This is a genomic window from Pseudomonas sp. B8(2017), assembly GCF_002113575.1.
In the GTDB taxonomy this organism is placed as follows: Bacteria; Pseudomonadota; Gammaproteobacteria; order Pseudomonadales; family Pseudomonadaceae; genus Aquipseudomonas; species Aquipseudomonas putida_Z.
Window position 1 is genome coordinate 126,695 of the sequence record NZ_NEIO01000006.1, and the last position, 15,080, is coordinate 141,774.

The 15,080-nt window shown below is 62.5% G+C and carries 14 protein-coding genes, 1 tRNA gene and 1 pseudogene; 3 read left to right on the top strand and 13 right to left on the bottom strand.

All coding sequences use genetic code 11. The features are described 5' to 3' along the window. Nucleotides 1–2: 2 nt before the first annotated feature. Together CAG22_RS11775 and CAG22_RS11780 are read right to left on the bottom strand one after the other, a co-directional pair. Entirely contained in the window at nt 3–1,370 is a 1,368-nt protein-coding gene (locus tag CAG22_RS11775) for an ATP-binding protein (RefSeq protein WP_085705565.1), read from the bottom strand. Between the two features lies 1 nt (nt 1,371). After that, a complete protein-coding gene (locus CAG22_RS11780; protein ID WP_054573664.1) occupies nt 1,372–2,091 on the bottom strand; it encodes a response regulator in 720 nt (239 codons plus the stop codon). Nucleotides 2,092–2,231: 140 nt separating this feature from the next. Between CAG22_RS11780 and CAG22_RS11785 the strand changes: the two genes are divergently transcribed. Then, complete coding sequence (locus CAG22_RS11785; protein ID WP_085705514.1) at nt 2,232–4,529, top strand: TonB-dependent siderophore receptor; 2,298 nt, start codon at nt 2,232–2,234, stop codon at nt 4,527–4,529. 447 nt (nt 4,530–4,976) lie between these two features. On the opposite strand, the gene CAG22_RS11790 is transcribed toward CAG22_RS11785, so the two are convergent. The 5 genes and pseudogenes from CAG22_RS11790 to CAG22_RS11810 form a co-directional block, all read right to left on the bottom strand. Then, nucleotides 4,977–5,183 (bottom strand): DUF3079 domain-containing protein, encoded by a 207-nt coding sequence (locus CAG22_RS11790; protein WP_085705515.1) that lies wholly within the window; start codon nt 5,181–5,183, stop codon nt 4,977–4,979. 122 nt (nt 5,184–5,305) lie between these two features. Further along, complete coding sequence (locus CAG22_RS11795) at nt 5,306–5,938, bottom strand: hypothetical protein (protein WP_256582424.1); 633 nt, start codon at nt 5,936–5,938, stop codon at nt 5,306–5,308. A 9-nt stretch (nt 5,939–5,947) separates the two neighbouring features. After that, nucleotides 5,948–6,136, bottom strand: a pseudogene (locus CAG22_RS11800) (XRE family transcriptional regulator); the annotation flags it as partial. Between the two features lie 264 nt (nt 6,137–6,400). Further along, nucleotides 6,401–6,476: transfer RNA gene (locus CAG22_RS11805), tRNA-Thr, on the bottom strand. A 98-nt stretch (nt 6,477–6,574) separates the two neighbouring features. Continuing rightward, nucleotides 6,575–6,829, bottom strand: coding sequence for a hypothetical protein (locus CAG22_RS11810; RefSeq protein ID WP_085691985.1), 255 nt, complete (start codon nt 6,827–6,829; stop codon nt 6,575–6,577). A 567-nt stretch (nt 6,830–7,396) separates the two neighbouring features. Between CAG22_RS11810 and CAG22_RS11820 the strand changes: the two genes are divergently transcribed. Continuing rightward, nucleotides 7,397–7,687: a DUF3077 domain-containing protein gene (locus CAG22_RS11820; protein WP_085705516.1), complete on the top strand. Its 291-nt coding sequence runs from the start codon at nt 7,397–7,399 to the stop codon at nt 7,685–7,687. Between the two features lie 388 nt (nt 7,688–8,075). Here the strand turns inward: CAG22_RS11820 and CAG22_RS11825 are convergent, their stop codons facing one another. The 5 genes from CAG22_RS11825 to CAG22_RS11845 all read right to left on the bottom strand — a co-directional run bounded on the left by CAG22_RS11825 (nt 8,076) and on the right by CAG22_RS11845 (nt 12,383). After that, nucleotides 8,076–9,281: a methyltransferase gene (locus CAG22_RS11825; RefSeq protein WP_085705517.1), complete on the bottom strand. Its 1,206-nt coding sequence runs from the start codon at nt 9,279–9,281 to the stop codon at nt 8,076–8,078. Nucleotides 9,282–9,409: 128 nt separating this feature from the next. Beyond that, entirely contained in the window at nt 9,410–10,099 is a 690-nt protein-coding gene (locus tag CAG22_RS11830; RefSeq protein ID WP_015268628.1) for an ABC transporter permease, read from the bottom strand. Continuing rightward, entirely contained in the window at nt 10,099–10,791 is a 693-nt protein-coding gene (locus tag CAG22_RS11835; protein WP_025337363.1) for an ABC transporter permease, read from the bottom strand. Before CAG22_RS11835 ends, CAG22_RS11830 begins: the two co-directional genes overlap by 1 nt. Nucleotides 10,792–10,845: 54 nt before the next feature. Continuing rightward, entirely contained in the window at nt 10,846–11,598 is a 753-nt protein-coding gene (locus tag CAG22_RS11840) for an ABC transporter substrate-binding protein (RefSeq protein ID WP_013970486.1), read from the bottom strand. An 11-nt stretch (nt 11,599–11,609) separates the two neighbouring features. Further along, complete coding sequence (locus CAG22_RS11845; protein ID WP_003257472.1) at nt 11,610–12,383, bottom strand: ABC transporter ATP-binding protein; 774 nt, start codon at nt 12,381–12,383, stop codon at nt 11,610–11,612. Nucleotides 12,384–13,047: 664 nt separating this feature from the next. Here CAG22_RS11845 and gabP point away from each other — a divergent pair. After that, entirely contained in the window at nt 13,048–14,433 is a 1,386-nt protein-coding gene (gene gabP / locus CAG22_RS11850; RefSeq protein WP_025337364.1) for a GABA permease, read from the top strand. Between the two features lie 181 nt (nt 14,434–14,614). On the opposite strand, the gene CAG22_RS11855 is transcribed toward gabP, so the two are convergent. Next, entirely contained in the window at nt 14,615–15,058 is a 444-nt protein-coding gene (locus tag CAG22_RS11855) for a hypothetical protein (protein WP_085705518.1), read from the bottom strand. Nucleotides 15,059–15,080: the final 22 nt, after the last annotated feature.

Here is a 15,080-nt window from a genome sequence, read left to right on the forward strand (position 1 = left end):
TGTTAGCGAGGCAACAACACGCTGACCCGCAACCCACCCCCCTCGCGGTTCGCCAGCAGCAACTCGCCCCCATGGCTGGCAGCAATCCGCTGGGCAATGCTCAACCCCAGCCCATACCCCCCGGACGCCTGGTTGCGCGACCCTTCACCACGCACGAACGGGTCGATGATGGTCGCCAGCAGGGTCGGAGCAATCCCCGGGCCGCGGTCATCGATATGGATGAACACCCCCGTGGTCGCCTGCTCCAGCGTGACCGAAACCTCCTTGGCATAACGCAATGCATTGACCAGCAGGTTCTGCAGGCAGCGCTGCAGCAGCAGGGCATCGGCCCGCAGGCTGCCTGCCTGGCCATGCACTGGCAGTGGCTCTTCGGCAGTGGCCAGCTCCGCGCACTGGCGCACCACCAGCCGGTCCAGGTCCATCTGCTGCAAGTTCTGTTGCTCCCCCGCGCGCAGGTAATCGAGCACCTGGCCGATCATGTTGTCCATCTGTGCAATGTTCTGCCGCAGGCGCTGCCGGTTTTCGTCGTCCGGCAGGCGCTCCAGGCGCAGGCGCATGCGCGTCAACGGGGTGCGCAGGTCGTGGGACACGGCGGCCAGGAAGTAGGCCTTGTCGTTGACCATCGCGATCAGCCGCTGCTGCATGGCGTTGAAGGCCTGGGCCGCCTGGCGCACTTCCTCCGGGCCATCCAGCGCCAAGGGCGGCTGCTCGAGGTTGCTGCCCAGGCCGCGCGCGGCATCGGCCAGGCGCCGCAACGGGCGCAGGCACAGGCGCACGGCTATCAGGCATACCAGCAATACCGCGACGATGCGCAGCGCGTACACCCGCAACAGGTAATCGCTGATCAACACCCAGGCCGACTCGCCGCTCCAGCCTTGCAGTTCCTGGCCCTCGATGGTCAGCCAGTGCCCATTGGCCAACGGCACCGCGAACTGCAGATGCGCCTGGGCCGTGCGCAGGCCGAACAGGCTGCGCCAGACGATCGGCTGGCCCTGTTCGTCGGTCAACTGCACCTTCATCAGGCGCACGTCCTGGGCATGCCCCAACTCGTACTCGAGGGCCTGGTGCAGCAACAGCTCGACACGCCTGCGCCCGCGGCGCTCGTCCTGCACCGGCGTGGGCAGGGCTTCACTGCAACGCAGTTGGTAATGCGCTGGCGCCTGCAGTGCACCGGCACGGCAGTCGGCCTGGGCGATCAACGGCGCGCTGCGTGCGGCAATCAGCCGGACAGGGGCCTCGAGAACCTGGGCAAAACGCACATCGAACCAGATGCTGCTGGACATCAACTGGATCAGCACGGTGCCGCTGACCATGATCAGCAGCAACTGGCCGAACAACGTGCGTGGCCACAGCCGGCGCAGCCAGCGCATGTCAGGCATCGGCCCCGTTGGCGGCGATGCTCAGCAAATAGCCTTCGTTGCGGATAGTGAGAATTTGCGCGGCACCCGCCGGCGCGTGGCGCAGGTGCTGGCGCAGGCGGCTGACGCACATGTCCACCGAACGGTCGTCGGGCAGGTGGTCGCGGCCGAACGCACTGCGCGTCAGCTGGTCGCGGGACACCACGCGGTTGTTGGCTTCCAGCAGCTCGCGCAGTACGCGGTAGTCGGAGCGGGGCAGGGTCAGGGTCTCGCCATCGGGGCGGGTGAGCAGGCGTTTCACGTGTTCCAGGCGGAAGCCGGCGAACAGCTGCGCATCTTCTACCGGCTCTTCGGCGGGGGCATCCAGGCGTTGCGGACGACGCAGCACGGCCTTGATCCGGGCGATCAGCTCGCGTGGCTCGAAGGGCTTGGCCAGGTAGTCATCGGCACCCACCTCCAGGCCGATGATGCGGTCCAGAGTGCTGCCCTTGGCCGACAGCATGATCACCGCCAGCCCCGGCGTGGCTTGCAGCTGGCGGCACAGGCTCAGGCCGTCTTCGCCCGGCAGCATCAGGTCCAGCACCACCAGCTCCACCTTGTGCCGGGCCAGTTGTTCGCGCATCTGCTCGCCGTCAGCCGCTGCCAGCACGTTATAGCCGGCATCTGTCAGGTAATCACAAAGAAGTTCGCGGATCTCGTCGTCATCGTCGACAACAAGCAAAGTTGTGCTCATGCAGATAAACACCTGTTCGGTGAGGGCCGGTGGCGCTCGTTACGTTCGATTACATCCCCGTACAAGCCGGGTCTGGAGCCCGGGGGGCCGATCCCTAGAATCCTAACAAAAAATCATCTGCAAATACGAAGCCTTCCCAAATGAACTCCGAGAGCACACCGAACGCCTTCCCCTCCATCAGCCGAGGCGGCACGCGCCTCAAACCGCTGGCCCTGTTCATTGCCGTGGCCGTCAGCGGTGGCGCGATGGCTGCCGACAGCAAGCCCCTGGAACTGGAGGCCACGCAGATCGAAGACAGCGCCCTGCTGCCTGCCGACGAAGCCGGCCAGCTGGGTTACACCGTCGAAAGCACCCGCAGCTCCACCGGCCTGGCCCTGACGCCGCGCCAGACGCCGCAGTCGGTCACCACCATTACCCGCCAGCAGATGGATGACCGCGACATCCACACCATCGAGCAAGCGCTGGAAACCACCCCAGGCGTGACCGCGAGCAAGTCCGAAGTGGGCGGGCGTACCGACTACCGTGCCCGTGGTTACTCGATCAGCAACTGGAAGGTCGATGGCCTGCAGTTTCAGGGCGGCTCGGACTTCAGTGGTGGCGGCAACGCACTGAACATGGACCTGTACGAGCGCATCGACATCGTGCGCGGCGCCAACGGCCTGCTGGGCGGTACCGGCGACCCGTCGGCCACCGTCAACCTGATCCGCAAGGCACCGACCAGGACGTTCGGCGGTAGCGCCTATGCCACCTACGGCAGCTGGGACAAGCGCCGCCTGGGCGCCGACCTCAACCTGCCGCTGTCCGAAGACGGCCGCCTGCGTTCGCGCTTCGTGATGACCCAGCAGGACGCCAACTCATTCCGCGACAACCAGTCCGAGCGCTCCCGCGCCGCGCTGGCCAACTTCGAGTTCGACCTGGACGACGCCACCACCCTGGGTGCCGGCTACCAGTACGAGTACAACAAGATTGTTGGCGGTGGCTGGGGTGCGAACATCCCGATCTGGTACAGCGATGGCAGCAAGACCGACCTGCCGCGCAGCACCAACGTGGTACCCAGCTGGAGCTTTGGCGAGTACACCACCCGTACCGCGTTCGGCTCGCTGGAGCACCGCTTCGACAACGACTGGACGCTGGACCTGAAAGCCGCCCAGAGCACCGCCGAAACCCTCAACCACCGTGGCCTGGCCAAGGTCAACTCGGCGGGCCGTGGCAGCTACGGCGGCTACTGGGACCAGGATGGCAGCGGCGCCGTGCTCAACGGCCTGCACAGCTCCACCGACACCACCCAGCAGTCGGCGCAGATTGACCTGTCCGGCCCGTTCCAACTGTTTGGCCGTACCCACCAGGCGATGGTTGGCTACAACGACAGCCGCACCGTGGCCTGGTCGCCGGAATACACCTGCACCATGGTTGGCGACGGCATGGCCAGTGCGCCTGCGCTGGGTTGCCAGTTCCGCGCCAACAACGGCTTCCCGCTGACCGACTGGCGCAATGGCGTGGATGACGACTACAACATCATCGCCTCGCGCACTGGCCGCCACAGCAAGACCACCACCCGCCTGCAGGGCATGTACGCGGCAACCCGGCTGAGCATCACCGACCCACTGTCGGTCATCCTCGGCGTGCGAACCAGCAACTACTCGGCCACCACCCGCAGCGTGACTGGCGCACGTACCAGCCAGGAAGAGAACGGCATCGTCACCCCGTACCTGGGCGCGGTGTACGACCTCAACGACAACTACTCGCTGTATGCCAGCTACACCGACATCTTCACCCCGCAAACCGCTGAAACCAGCAGCGGCAGCAAGGTCGAGCCGATTCGCGGGCAAAGCTACGAGACGGGTATCAAGGGAGAGTGGTTCGATGGCCGCCTGAACGCCTCGGCGGCGTACTTCCGCACCAAGCAGGAAAACAAGGCAGTGCTCGACGGCGACCTGACCACCCCCACCGGTGGTGACGCCTACAAGGCCGGTTCCGGCCAGGAAACCGACGGTATCGACCTGGAAATCGCCGGCGCCCTGACCCCTAGCTGGAACGTGTACGCCGGCTACACCTACCTGCACTTCCGCCGCGTCGACAGCGACGGCCGCAGCGACCCATCGCACCTGTTCAAGGCCTCGACCACCTACCGCCTTTCCGGCCCGCTCGACCGCCTGACCCTGGGCGCCGGGGTGACTGCGCAGAGCAACATCCGCGCAATCTCCAGCCCGGCGGGCCAGCCGAGCAATGGTGTGAGCAACGGTGCCACTGACGTGAACTGGTCCGGTTATGCCATCTGGAATGCCATGGCCAAGTACCAGCTTACCGACGACACCAGCGTCAGTCTCAACGCCAACAACCTCTTCGACAAGCACTACTACACCCGCTACGGGTTTTATGCCGGGGCAATTTATGGTGACCCACGCAACCTGTCGCTGACGGTCAGCACAGCGTTCTGATCAACCGCACTTGGGGCTGCTGCGCAGCCCATCGCCGGCAAGCCGGGCTCCCACAGGTATTTTGGTAGCAACTGCCTTGCTCAATTTCTAACAGGTGGCGCAATCCCTGTGGGAGCGGGCGCGCCCGCGAACACGGGCGAAGCCCGTGCCATCCACCGCAGCACCTGATTCGCTGGGTCGGCGCCAGGCTCAAACCATGCGCTGTATCTGTGGTAGATGGCCCAGCCCTTTGGGCTGCGCTGTCGCGTAGATAACTGAAATTGCAAGCAATCCGCGTACCCTGTGGGAGCGGCTTTAGCCGCGAAGAATCCAACGCGGTGCATGGCACCGGCTGCGCCGGTGTTCGCGGCTAAAGCCGCTCCCACATTGCCCCTGCTAATTCAATGAGTTATGTGCAGTTCTATGAGAGCCTGGCTTGCCGGCTATGGGCCGCAAAGCTGCCCTATTTCACCTAGGGCCAGTCTCCTGCTGGCGATCAACCGGCTTCTCCAGCCGGTCCTCGAAACTGTCCCAGTCCTCGCCAAACAGTTCCACCGGGTGCATGGTCCGACTCGCCCCATTGCCACAGGCCAATGACTTGGCCGGGCAGTACAGGTCGCAGCCCCAGCAGATGCGCTCCGGGTGGCTGGGGTTTGTGGGGAATTTCTTGGCCATGGTTTCCTTCCCTCAAGGGCTGACTGATCTCAGGCTACGCTGCGTGCTGGCGTCAGGCTTGATTGAGATCAATCTTGGGGAGGAGTACAGCCACTACAAACAACTGACCCAACATTATCGGATCAGTGTTGAGGTGGACGCGTTGCCAACTGGGCATAGCCATTCGGCAGATCATGGGCATCTACGAAGTGCCGGGTTTGCAGGTCTAGTACCAGGCTCATCAGGCTGGATACGGGCTCAGCCACGCCCCACGTAGCAGCAACCTTGTCGTAACGGTTTACCGCTTGCGCCTTTTCTACCTGTTTTCCATTCAGATCTTGAGCCAGGTCCTTCCAGCGGATGACCAGCTTCTTCATCTGCTCGGCTTGTTCCGGCTTCATGCATGGAAAACGGCGAAGCCGGTCAACCAGATACATCAGGCGCCGCTTCCTTACGGGGGCGAGCCTTGGCATGTTCAAGCGATTTTCCAATGCTTCGCGCATATCCTCGTTTCTGTACCAGAAGAGGAGAGCAAAAGTCTCGGCAACGGCCTTGTCGAGCTTGTCCAGCGAGGTTTTTGTAGCTTGAACGACCAGGTGCTCAAGTGCCTGACGGGCATGTTGATCAGAGGGGGGCATGTCAGAGGACACAAGCGCCCAGAGTTTTTCTAGCGAGTAATCGAGCGGGGAGGTGTCGCAATGCCGGGCCCCATGCGCCGTATTCGAGGGCACAGTCATCGCCTCACTGGTATTACTGGCCCCACTCTCGCGCTTCATCGAGAATCAACCATTTGCAAGCTCGGATTTTCGGGATTGGGTTACGTTCAGCCTGACCGCAGCATCATGCTGCTTGAGGCCCATTTTTTTGATGCAGTCCGTGATGAAAATGGACAGGTCCATTTTCAAGGCCATTTTGCTGGCCGTGTCTGCATCGTGGGTGGCGTGGAAAGGGCTTTCGTGAAATTGAAGCGCCATCGGCTTGCCTCAGCAGGAATATCTAAAATTTGCGATAAATCGTGGCGGGGCCAGGTGGGCGAGTCAAAGCGTTTATATTGGAAGATGTGTCTGGTCTCTGGCTGCTCTCTTCTTTGGGATCGCTGGGGGCCGCTGCGCAGCCCATCGCAGGCAAGCCAGCTCCTACACCGACCGCATCGACCTCAAGGCCAAGGCTGATGTGGTTGGGCGACCCTGAAAACAAAAAAGGCCCACCTTTCGGTGAGCCTTTTTTGATACTGCGTATGGTGCCGGCACCAGGAATCGAACCCGGGACCTACTGATTACAAGTCAGTTGCTCTACCATCTGAGCTATACCGGCAATGGGGCGTCATTATAACGATCGGTTGGCGCCTGTAAACCACTTCGTTGCGAATGTTCGCAAATGACCTAAGTCACCGACTTGAAAGAAGAATTTTCCTACCAGCCGCGATGGATGGTGGTGACGCTTGGCTCGGTTTTGCCCGGGTTGAAGAACAGCTTGTCGTTGTCGCAGCCGCGCTTGCGGCAGGGGCTTTCGGTGCGCAGGGGCAGGCCGTTGTCGCCGCCCAGCTGCATGCCGGGGTGGTTCCAGCCCAGGCTGCTGGTGGGGTGGGGAGCGGTGCCGCTGGCGCAGCCGGTCAGGGCCAGGGCCAGGGCGAGGGTCAGCAGGGCGAGGGGCTTGGCTTGAGTCACGATGGTCGGGTCCGTTAGTCCATTGTCGGTTCTGGCGCAACGCCAGAAGGTCGCGGGGCTGGCGGGCAGCGCGCGACGTCACTTTTTAATCATTTGGGGGGCGGATGATACACCGTTGCGGTGGTCAGGCATTAGCTTTGTGTTGCTTGTGATGGCCTATTCGCGGGCTTGCCCGCTCCCACAGGATCTCCACAAGCCTTGAAACTGTGTAGTACCTGTGGGAGCGGGCGCGCCCGCGAAAGGGCCATCAGCTGTACGAAGATTCTGAACTTTAGGGCTAACAACTTCAGGGTTTGGTGGCTTCGGAACTATCCTACGCGCGCCGCCGAAGTATCGCTGTTGTCGGGGAAATGGCTCACGGATACCGTTTTCGGGTCGCTCTGGCGACCGGGTGTGAGAACCCGATTTTGAACGTATCGGCTGCGTAATGGCGACCGTGCGCGGGCAGACTTTGGTCTGGCCGAGCTTCCTATGTTCACTCGGTTTCTCACCTCGTGCACGGTTGCCGCCTTTGTTCCGTGAGAAAGAATGAACACGGCAACTCCTTTGAACTAGGGAGTTTGAAAATTGAAAACGATCGATACTGATCCCCGCAGCCCCAAGCCACTCACCACCGCAGGCGTGGAAACCTTCCTCGCAGCCGGTAACCCATCCCTCAATCTGCTACGTGTCGAGCCTGGCGTCCCCGTCGATGCTGCCTATGAGCATGTCTCGATCCTGATGGGCTACATCAAGCATCTGGTGCGCGAGGGGGATATGGAGGATGACCATAAATTCCTGGGCGCCGCCGATTATCTGTGCGACATGGCCAAGGCGCTGATGAACGATATCGAGATTGCCAAGAACAAGGCGCATTGAGCCCTGATGCGGTCAGTGTGGGAGCGGCCTTGTGTCGCGATGGGCCGCAAGGCGGCCCCCGTTTTTGGCGTATTTGCAGAGATCGCTGGGGCTGCGTTGCAGCCCTTTCGCGACACAAGGCCGCTCCCACAAGGGACCGCGTAAATCAGGCCATTCTGGGTAAGGCTTTAGACGCAGTCGCCAACCACAAGAAATGTTTATGCACAAGTGGCATCGGCGACTTGCGCGAAAGGCATGCCGGCTCGATACACCGCCGGTCTTTGCGCAAACGCCTGTTTTTACTGGCCTTGACGCGCAAGCTGGAATAAGCCAAACGCTTGAAATAGCGCTTGGATCCAACAGGTAATCACAAGCTTGTTCACAGAGTTATCCACAGGTTGTGCTGCGGCTAACGGTCGCGTTCGGCAAGGATTAGCAGGTTGCGCGGGGTGAGTGGGTAGTCGCAGAACAGGCCAAGGCGCACGTTGTAGCCTTGTTCTTCGAGGAACAGGGCGCGATCGAGTACCAGCCACAGCTCCAGCGGCCGGCGGAACAGGTTGCGCACGCGCTCCAGGTTGCGGACCTCGGCCAGGCGCTGCCAGCCAGCGGCTTCCAGGGCTGCCCAGTCCGGGTTGCCAGTCAGCTGCAATTGCTTGAGTTCGGCCAGGTCGCGGCAGTACTGCTCGAAGGGCTTCTCCAGCCAGGCTACGGGTAGCGACGGTGTCGGCAGGTACTCATCGGTCTGGCGCTGCTGGCGTTGCAGCAGATCGAAGCCCAGGCGCCGGGCCATCGAGGTGTCGCGCTGGCGTCGCACACGGGCGCCGGCGGTAACGGTTTCGCTCAAGGGCAGGCCCAGGTCGTCCAGTGACAGCCGCAGGCAGGAGGCTTGGGCGGCTGTGGATAACGCCTGGTATTGCTGCGCCGCGATGCGGTTGTAGCAGCAGGGGGCGACGGCCAGTTGCCGGCAACCTTGCTGGCTGGCCAGTTGCATCAGGCGCACATGCAGGTCGCCACAGGCGTGCAGGGCGACCACGCTTTTGTCGCCAGCCAGGTGGCGGGCGCTGTCGTTGGCCATCACATCCTGGTGCACATGCTGCGCCGGCAAGTGGTGGTGCGCGCTCAGGGCCTGGCCGGCGGCGACCAGTTCGGCATCGTATTCCAGGCAGGTCAGGTGTTGGCCGGGTTGCAGCAGGCGGCGGCCCAGGTGGCCTTTGCCGGAGCACCAGTCCAGCCAGTGACTGGGCTGTTCGCGGAAGGCCAGGTGGCTGGCGAAGGCTTCGATCTGCTGCCATTTGCGGCCGGGGACGGCTACGTCGAGGCGATGCGCGGCGGGAGGCAGGTCGGTTTCCGGGAGGTTGCCGAGTGCCGAAAGCTGTCGGGCTTGCTGGGCCAGTTGCGGGAACGGGGCGGGCAACAGGGCAGCGGTGGTGTCGGTTTCGGCGTCTGCCAGGGAGCATTGGCGCAGGTGGGCGGCAAGCTCGGGGTGGGCGGTTTCCCAGGCCAGCTGCAGGCTGGTGAAGGGGCGGGGTTTCCACAGCTGCTGGTGCTCGATCAGGAACTGGTCGAGGGCCTGGAAGCGGGTGCTTAGGTGGGGGCTGTGGAGGTGGTTGGGCATGGCAAGGATGTGTGGTGGTTTTGAGGGCCTCTTCGCGGGCACGCCCGCTCCCACAGGTATAGCGCTACATTCAAGGTTGGCGCTACACCTGTGGGAGCGGGCGTGCCCGCGAAGCTGTCAGTGAGGTCTCAGCGGCCCTGGCAGGCATCCACGCGCAACCAGCGCTCCAGCAGCTTGAAACCCTGCACCAGCACGAACGAGATCACCAGGTAGAACACCCCGGCGGCAAAGAAGATCTCTACCGGCAGGTAGGTGCGGGCGATGATGGTACGGGCCATGCCGGTCAGTTCCAGCAGGGTCACGGTACTGGCCAGGGCGCTGGCCTTGAGCATCAGGATCACTTCGTTGCTGTACGCCGGCAGGCCGATGCGCGCGGCGCGTGGCAGCATGATGTAGAACAGCGTCTTGCCCCGCGACATGCCCAGCGCCCGCGCCGCCTCGATCTCACCCTTGGGGATCGACTGCAGCGCGCCGCGCAGGATCTCGGCGATGTAGGCAGCAGTGTGCAGGGTCATGGTCAGCACGGTGCACCAGAACGGGTCGCGCAGGTACGGCCACAGCGAACTCGAACGCACCGCGTCGAACTGCGCCAGGCCGTAGTAGACCAGGAACAGCTGCACCAGCAGCGGCGTGCCACGGAAGAAGAAGATGTAGCTGAACGGCACCGCGCGCACATACCAGTGGCGCGAGGAGCGGGCGATGCCCAGCGGGATGGCCAGGATCAACCCGGCAACCACCGCGATGGCCACCAGCTCCAGGGTCAGGGTCGCACCCTGGGCAAGGCGTGGCAGCCATTTGATGATGACTTCCCAATTCATTATTCGGCCCTCGCAAAGCCGCGAGCGGCGCGTTTTTCCATGAAGTGCATGCCGGTCATGGCAATGATGGTCAGGCTCAGGTAGATGCAGGCCGCAACCATGTAGAAGGTGAACGGCTCTTTGGTCACGGTCACGCCGATTTGTGCGTGGCGCATGATTTCTTCCAGGCCGATTACCGACACCAGGGCGGTGTCCTTCATCAGGATCATGAACAGGTTGCCAAGGCCGGGCAGGGCGATGCGCCACATCTGCGGCAGGATGATCCGCGACAGGATGCGGCCTTTGGACAGGCCAAGCGCCAGGCCGGCTTCACGGTGGCCCTTGGGGATCGCCAGGATGGCGCCACGGAACACTTCGGTGGCATAGGCGCCGAAGCACAGGCCCAGGGCGATCACGCCCGCAGCGAAGGCGCTGAGCTCCAGGCCCGGCATGTTCAGGGCTTCACCGAGGGCGTTCATCAAGCCGACGGTGCCGAAATAGATAAGCAGTACCCACAGCAGTTCGGGCACGCCGCGAACCAGGGTCGAATAGAAGCCACCAAGCCATTGCAGTGGCTTGATCGAGGAAGTCTTGGCCAGGGCGCCGAGCAGGCCCAGGACCAGGCCCAGCAGCAAGGCGCAAAGCGCCAGTTTTACGGTCATCAGGGTGCCGGCCATCATGGCCGGACCGAATCCGTGCAGGTCGATATTCATGGGCAGGTCATTCTAGGGACTGGCGCGCCGCAAGGGCGCGCCGGTCGGGGCGGATCATTCGATGCTGAACGGGAAGTACTTGTCGTTGATCTTCTTGTACGTGCCGTCGGCCTTGATTTCTGCCAGGGCCTTGTTCAGGTCGTCGCGCAGCTTGGTGTCACCCTTGCGCACGGCAATGCCGATCTTGTCGCTGTCCATCACTGGCTCGCCCTTGAACTCGAAGTTCGAGCCGTCTTTGCTCTTCAGCCACTCGTACTGCACGTACTTGTCGGCCAGGATGCCATCGATGCGGCCGGAAACCAGGTCGAGGTAGGCGTTTTCCTGGGTGTCGTAGAGTTTGATCTCGACATCCGGGTAGTTGTCTTCAAGGTAAGTGCCAGCCAAGGTTGCGCGCTGGGTGCCAATGACCTTGCCCTTCAGCGAAGGTTTGTCAGTCTTGAAGTCGACGTTTTTCGGCGCGATGAACTGCAGCTTGTTGGAGTAGTACGGCTCGGTGAAGTCCACGGCCTGTTTGCGCTCGTCGGTGATCGACAGCGACGACACCAGGAAGTCGAACTTCTTGGCGTTCAGGGCCGGGATGATGCCGTCCCAGTCGGAGGTGACGACCGAGCACTCGACTTTCATCTTGGCGCACAGGGCGTCGCCGATGTCTTTGTCGAAGCCGACCACGTTACCGCTGGCATCCTTGTTGTTGAAAGGTGGGTAGGCGGCTTCGATACCCATGCGCAGTTTTTCTGCGGCCAGGGCGTTGGCCGACATCACCAGCGTGGCAGCAGCTGCCAGGAGGAACTTCTTGTAAGTGTGCATGTATTGCTCCGTTAGCGGTGGCTGGACATGAATTGCTTGCAACGCGCCGAGGTCGGGTTCTCGAAGACCTGCTGCGGCGATCCCTGCTCTTCGACCAGGCCCTGGTGCAGGAAGACGACTTCACTGGACACATGGCGGGCAAAGCTCATCTCGTGCGTCACCAGCAGCATGGTACGGCCTTCTTCGGCCAATGCGCGGATAACGTTTAGCACTTCCTGGACCATTTCCGGGTCGAGCGCCGAAGTTGGCTCGTCGAACAGGATGACCTTGGGCTTCATGGCCAGGGTACGGGCAATGGCGGCGCGCTGTTGCTGGCCACCGGAAAGCTGGGCGGGGTAGCTGTGGCGCTTGTCGTAGATGCCCACCTTGTTCAGCAGGGCTTCGGCGGCTTCGATGGCCTCGGCCTTGCTCTGGCCGAGCACGCGGCGTGGCGCCTCGATGATGTTGTCGAGGATCGACATGTGCGGCCACAGGTTGAAGTTCTGGAAGACGAAACCGATCTCGCTGCGCAGGCGGTTGATCTGGCGGTTGTCGGCGGCGACCAGGTCGCCGTTCTTGGCGGCCTTGAGCTTGAGGGCTTCACCGGCGACCAGGATTTCGCCCTGGTGCGGGTTCTCGAGCAGGTTGATGCAGCGCAGCAGGGTGGACTTGCCGGAGCCGGACGACCCCAGGATGGAGATCACGTCACCGTCGCGTGCGGTCAGCGAAATGCCCTTGAGAATTTCCTGCTCGCCGTAGCGTTTGTGCAGATTGCGGATTTCCAGCGCGGGCGTGGCCTGAGCCATGTGCGGTCCTCATGTGTACGGGTGCGTTCCCAGCTGTTGGCGGCCTTCCTGGCGTGCGCCAAGCTAGCATAGCGGCATTATCACGGCCAACAGGGTCGCTGGGGACTCGGGGCGCTGGTGGGGCGGTTTGTCGCATCGTTGCAGCGCAACGTCGCGCGGATGTCCGCGAAGGTGTCGCCCAGCACCAGAGCCTTGATGAAAAAAGGCGCGATGGTGCCAGCTTTGGCCCGCTCATGGAAGCGGTTTTAGACCTTTCGCGGGCTCGCCCGCTCCCACAGGTTCTTTAAATAGCTCCAATGGTTGCACCTGACATGTGGGAGCGGGCATGCCCGCGAACGGGTGCGGTCAGGTCTTCAGGTTGTACCTCTAGGTTGCACTTTTTTGCATTGCAGCGGTGCACAGGTGTTACCGGGGAGCACCTTTGGTGCGTTTGTAAGTGGGTATTTCAGTAATCCGATGATTTGGCGGCCTTTCGGTCAGCCGTTGGCCGAAAGCACTCCAAACCGCATGCTAAAAGGCCTGCCGACTTTTCTGACGAATGCATTCAGCACATGGCGCGCTTATTGCCAGTAGGAAACCGCCGATTGCAGCGACGCCCAGGTCAACCCCAGGCGCGCTCCGTAACCGCAGTCGGAGTGGTCCACTCCTTACAAAGGTAGTTTTAATGAGCGGTAACAATTCCAATGACCTCGCTCAGGGGCTCAAACAACGGCATGTGACCATGCTGTCCATCGCTGGCGTCATCGGTGCCGGCCTGTTCGTTGGCTCCGGCCACGCCATCGCTGCTGCCGGCCCAGCCGTGCTGCTGGCTTACGCTGCCGCCGGTACGCTGGTCGTGCTGGTGATGCGCATGTTGGGTGAAATGGCTGTCGCCTCGCCTGACACCGGTTCGTTCTCTACATATGCCGACCGCGCCATCGGGCGCTGGGCCGGTTTCACCATTGGCTGGCTGTACTGGTGGTTCTGGGTACTGGTAATTCCGCTGGAGGCCAACGCCGCCGCGGCCATCCTGCATGCCTGGTTCCCTGCGGTCGACCTGTGGGCGTTCTCCCTGGTCATCACACTGGCGCTGACCCTGACCAACCTGTGCAGCGTGAAGAACTACGGCGAGTTCGAGTTCTGGTTCGCCCTGCTCAAGGTGCTGGCGATCATCGGCTTCATCGCTGTGGGTTGTGCTGCCATGTTCGGCTTTGTGCCGAGCAGCCAGGTAAGCGGTGCCAGCCACCTGTTCGACACCCAGGGCTTCATGCCTAACGGCCTGGGCGCGGTGCTGGCAGCCATGCTGACCACCATGTTCTCGTTCATGGGTACCGAAATCGTTACCATCGCCGCTGCCGAGTCGAAGGACCCGGGCAAGCAGATCAGCCGCGCCACCAACTCGGTGATCTGGCGTATCTGCCTGTTCTACCTGGTGTCGATCTTCCTGGTCGTGGCCCTGGTGCCGTGGAACGACCCGGCCCTGGCCGAGACCGGTTCCTACCAGACCGTGCTGAGCCGCATCGGCGTGCCGAATGCCAAGCTGATCGTCGACATCGTCGTGCTGATTGCCGTGACCAGCTGCCTGAACTCGGCGCTGTACACCTCGTCGCGCATGCTGTTCTCGCTGAGCAAGCGTGGTGACGCCCCGGCCATTGCCCAGCGCACCACCAAGTCGGCTACCCCGCATGTGGCGGTTCTGCTGTCCACTGCAGCGGCGTTCCTCTGTGTGTTCGCCAACTTCGTGGCCCCGGCCCAGGTGTTCGAGTTCCTGCTGGCCAGCTCTGGTGCCATTGCGCTGCTGGTGTACCTGGTGATTGCCGTGTCGCAGCTGCGCATGCGTGCCCAGCGTGAGGCCCGCGGCGAGAAGATCACCTTCAAGATGTGGCTGTTCCCGGGCCTGACCTGGGCGACCATTGCCTTCATCATTGCCATTCTGGTGGTAATGGCGCTGCGTGAGGACCACCGCGCCGAAATCATCGCGACCGCACTGCTGAGCATTGGTGTGGTGGCGGCTGGCTTGCTGGTGCACCGCAAGCGTGAAGCTGCCGGGCGGGTGGCGCTGGACAACTGATCCGCGCTGGCTGAAATGAAAAGGCCGCGTCCTGTGAAGGGCGCGGCCTTTTTTGTTGCCTGTTCCGGCCCTTTCGCGGGCTTGCCCGCTACCACGGGGACGGCATTGCCTTCGGGCCCTGTGGTGTGCTTGTGGGAGCCGGCTTGCCGGCGATAGGGCCCGGGCAGGCTACACAGCCCTGTCAGCCAAACTGCTTCTGCTGCTGTTGCTGCTTGGCAACCAGCTCCGAAGCCGCCACATAGGCTGCCTGGAACTCATCGCTTTCCAGCCAGGCCATGGTGGCCTCTTCGTCGGCCCCGTCCAGCCATTTGCGGTAGGCATTGAACACCAGCACGATGTAGTCGGTGGCGTGTTCTTCCTTGTGCCCCTTGAGCACCAGGGCCAGCAGCGGGTCTACCAGGAACACCGAAATCATCGGCACCAGGCCGCCTTCCTGGGCTTCCTTCATCTTCTTGAACAGCGGGTCGTAGCTGCCCGATTCCATGGCCTTGTTGTACACCTGCTCGATGCTGGTGCTGTCGCCTGCGCTGGCCTTGACTGCCTGGCCGCTGCGTACCATGCGGTTCTGCTTGGCCTTGCTGGCGGCGCGCTTGGCGCGTTTCTGTTGCTTGGTGGGGGTGGCCATGGGGTGAATCCTTGGTGGGGCG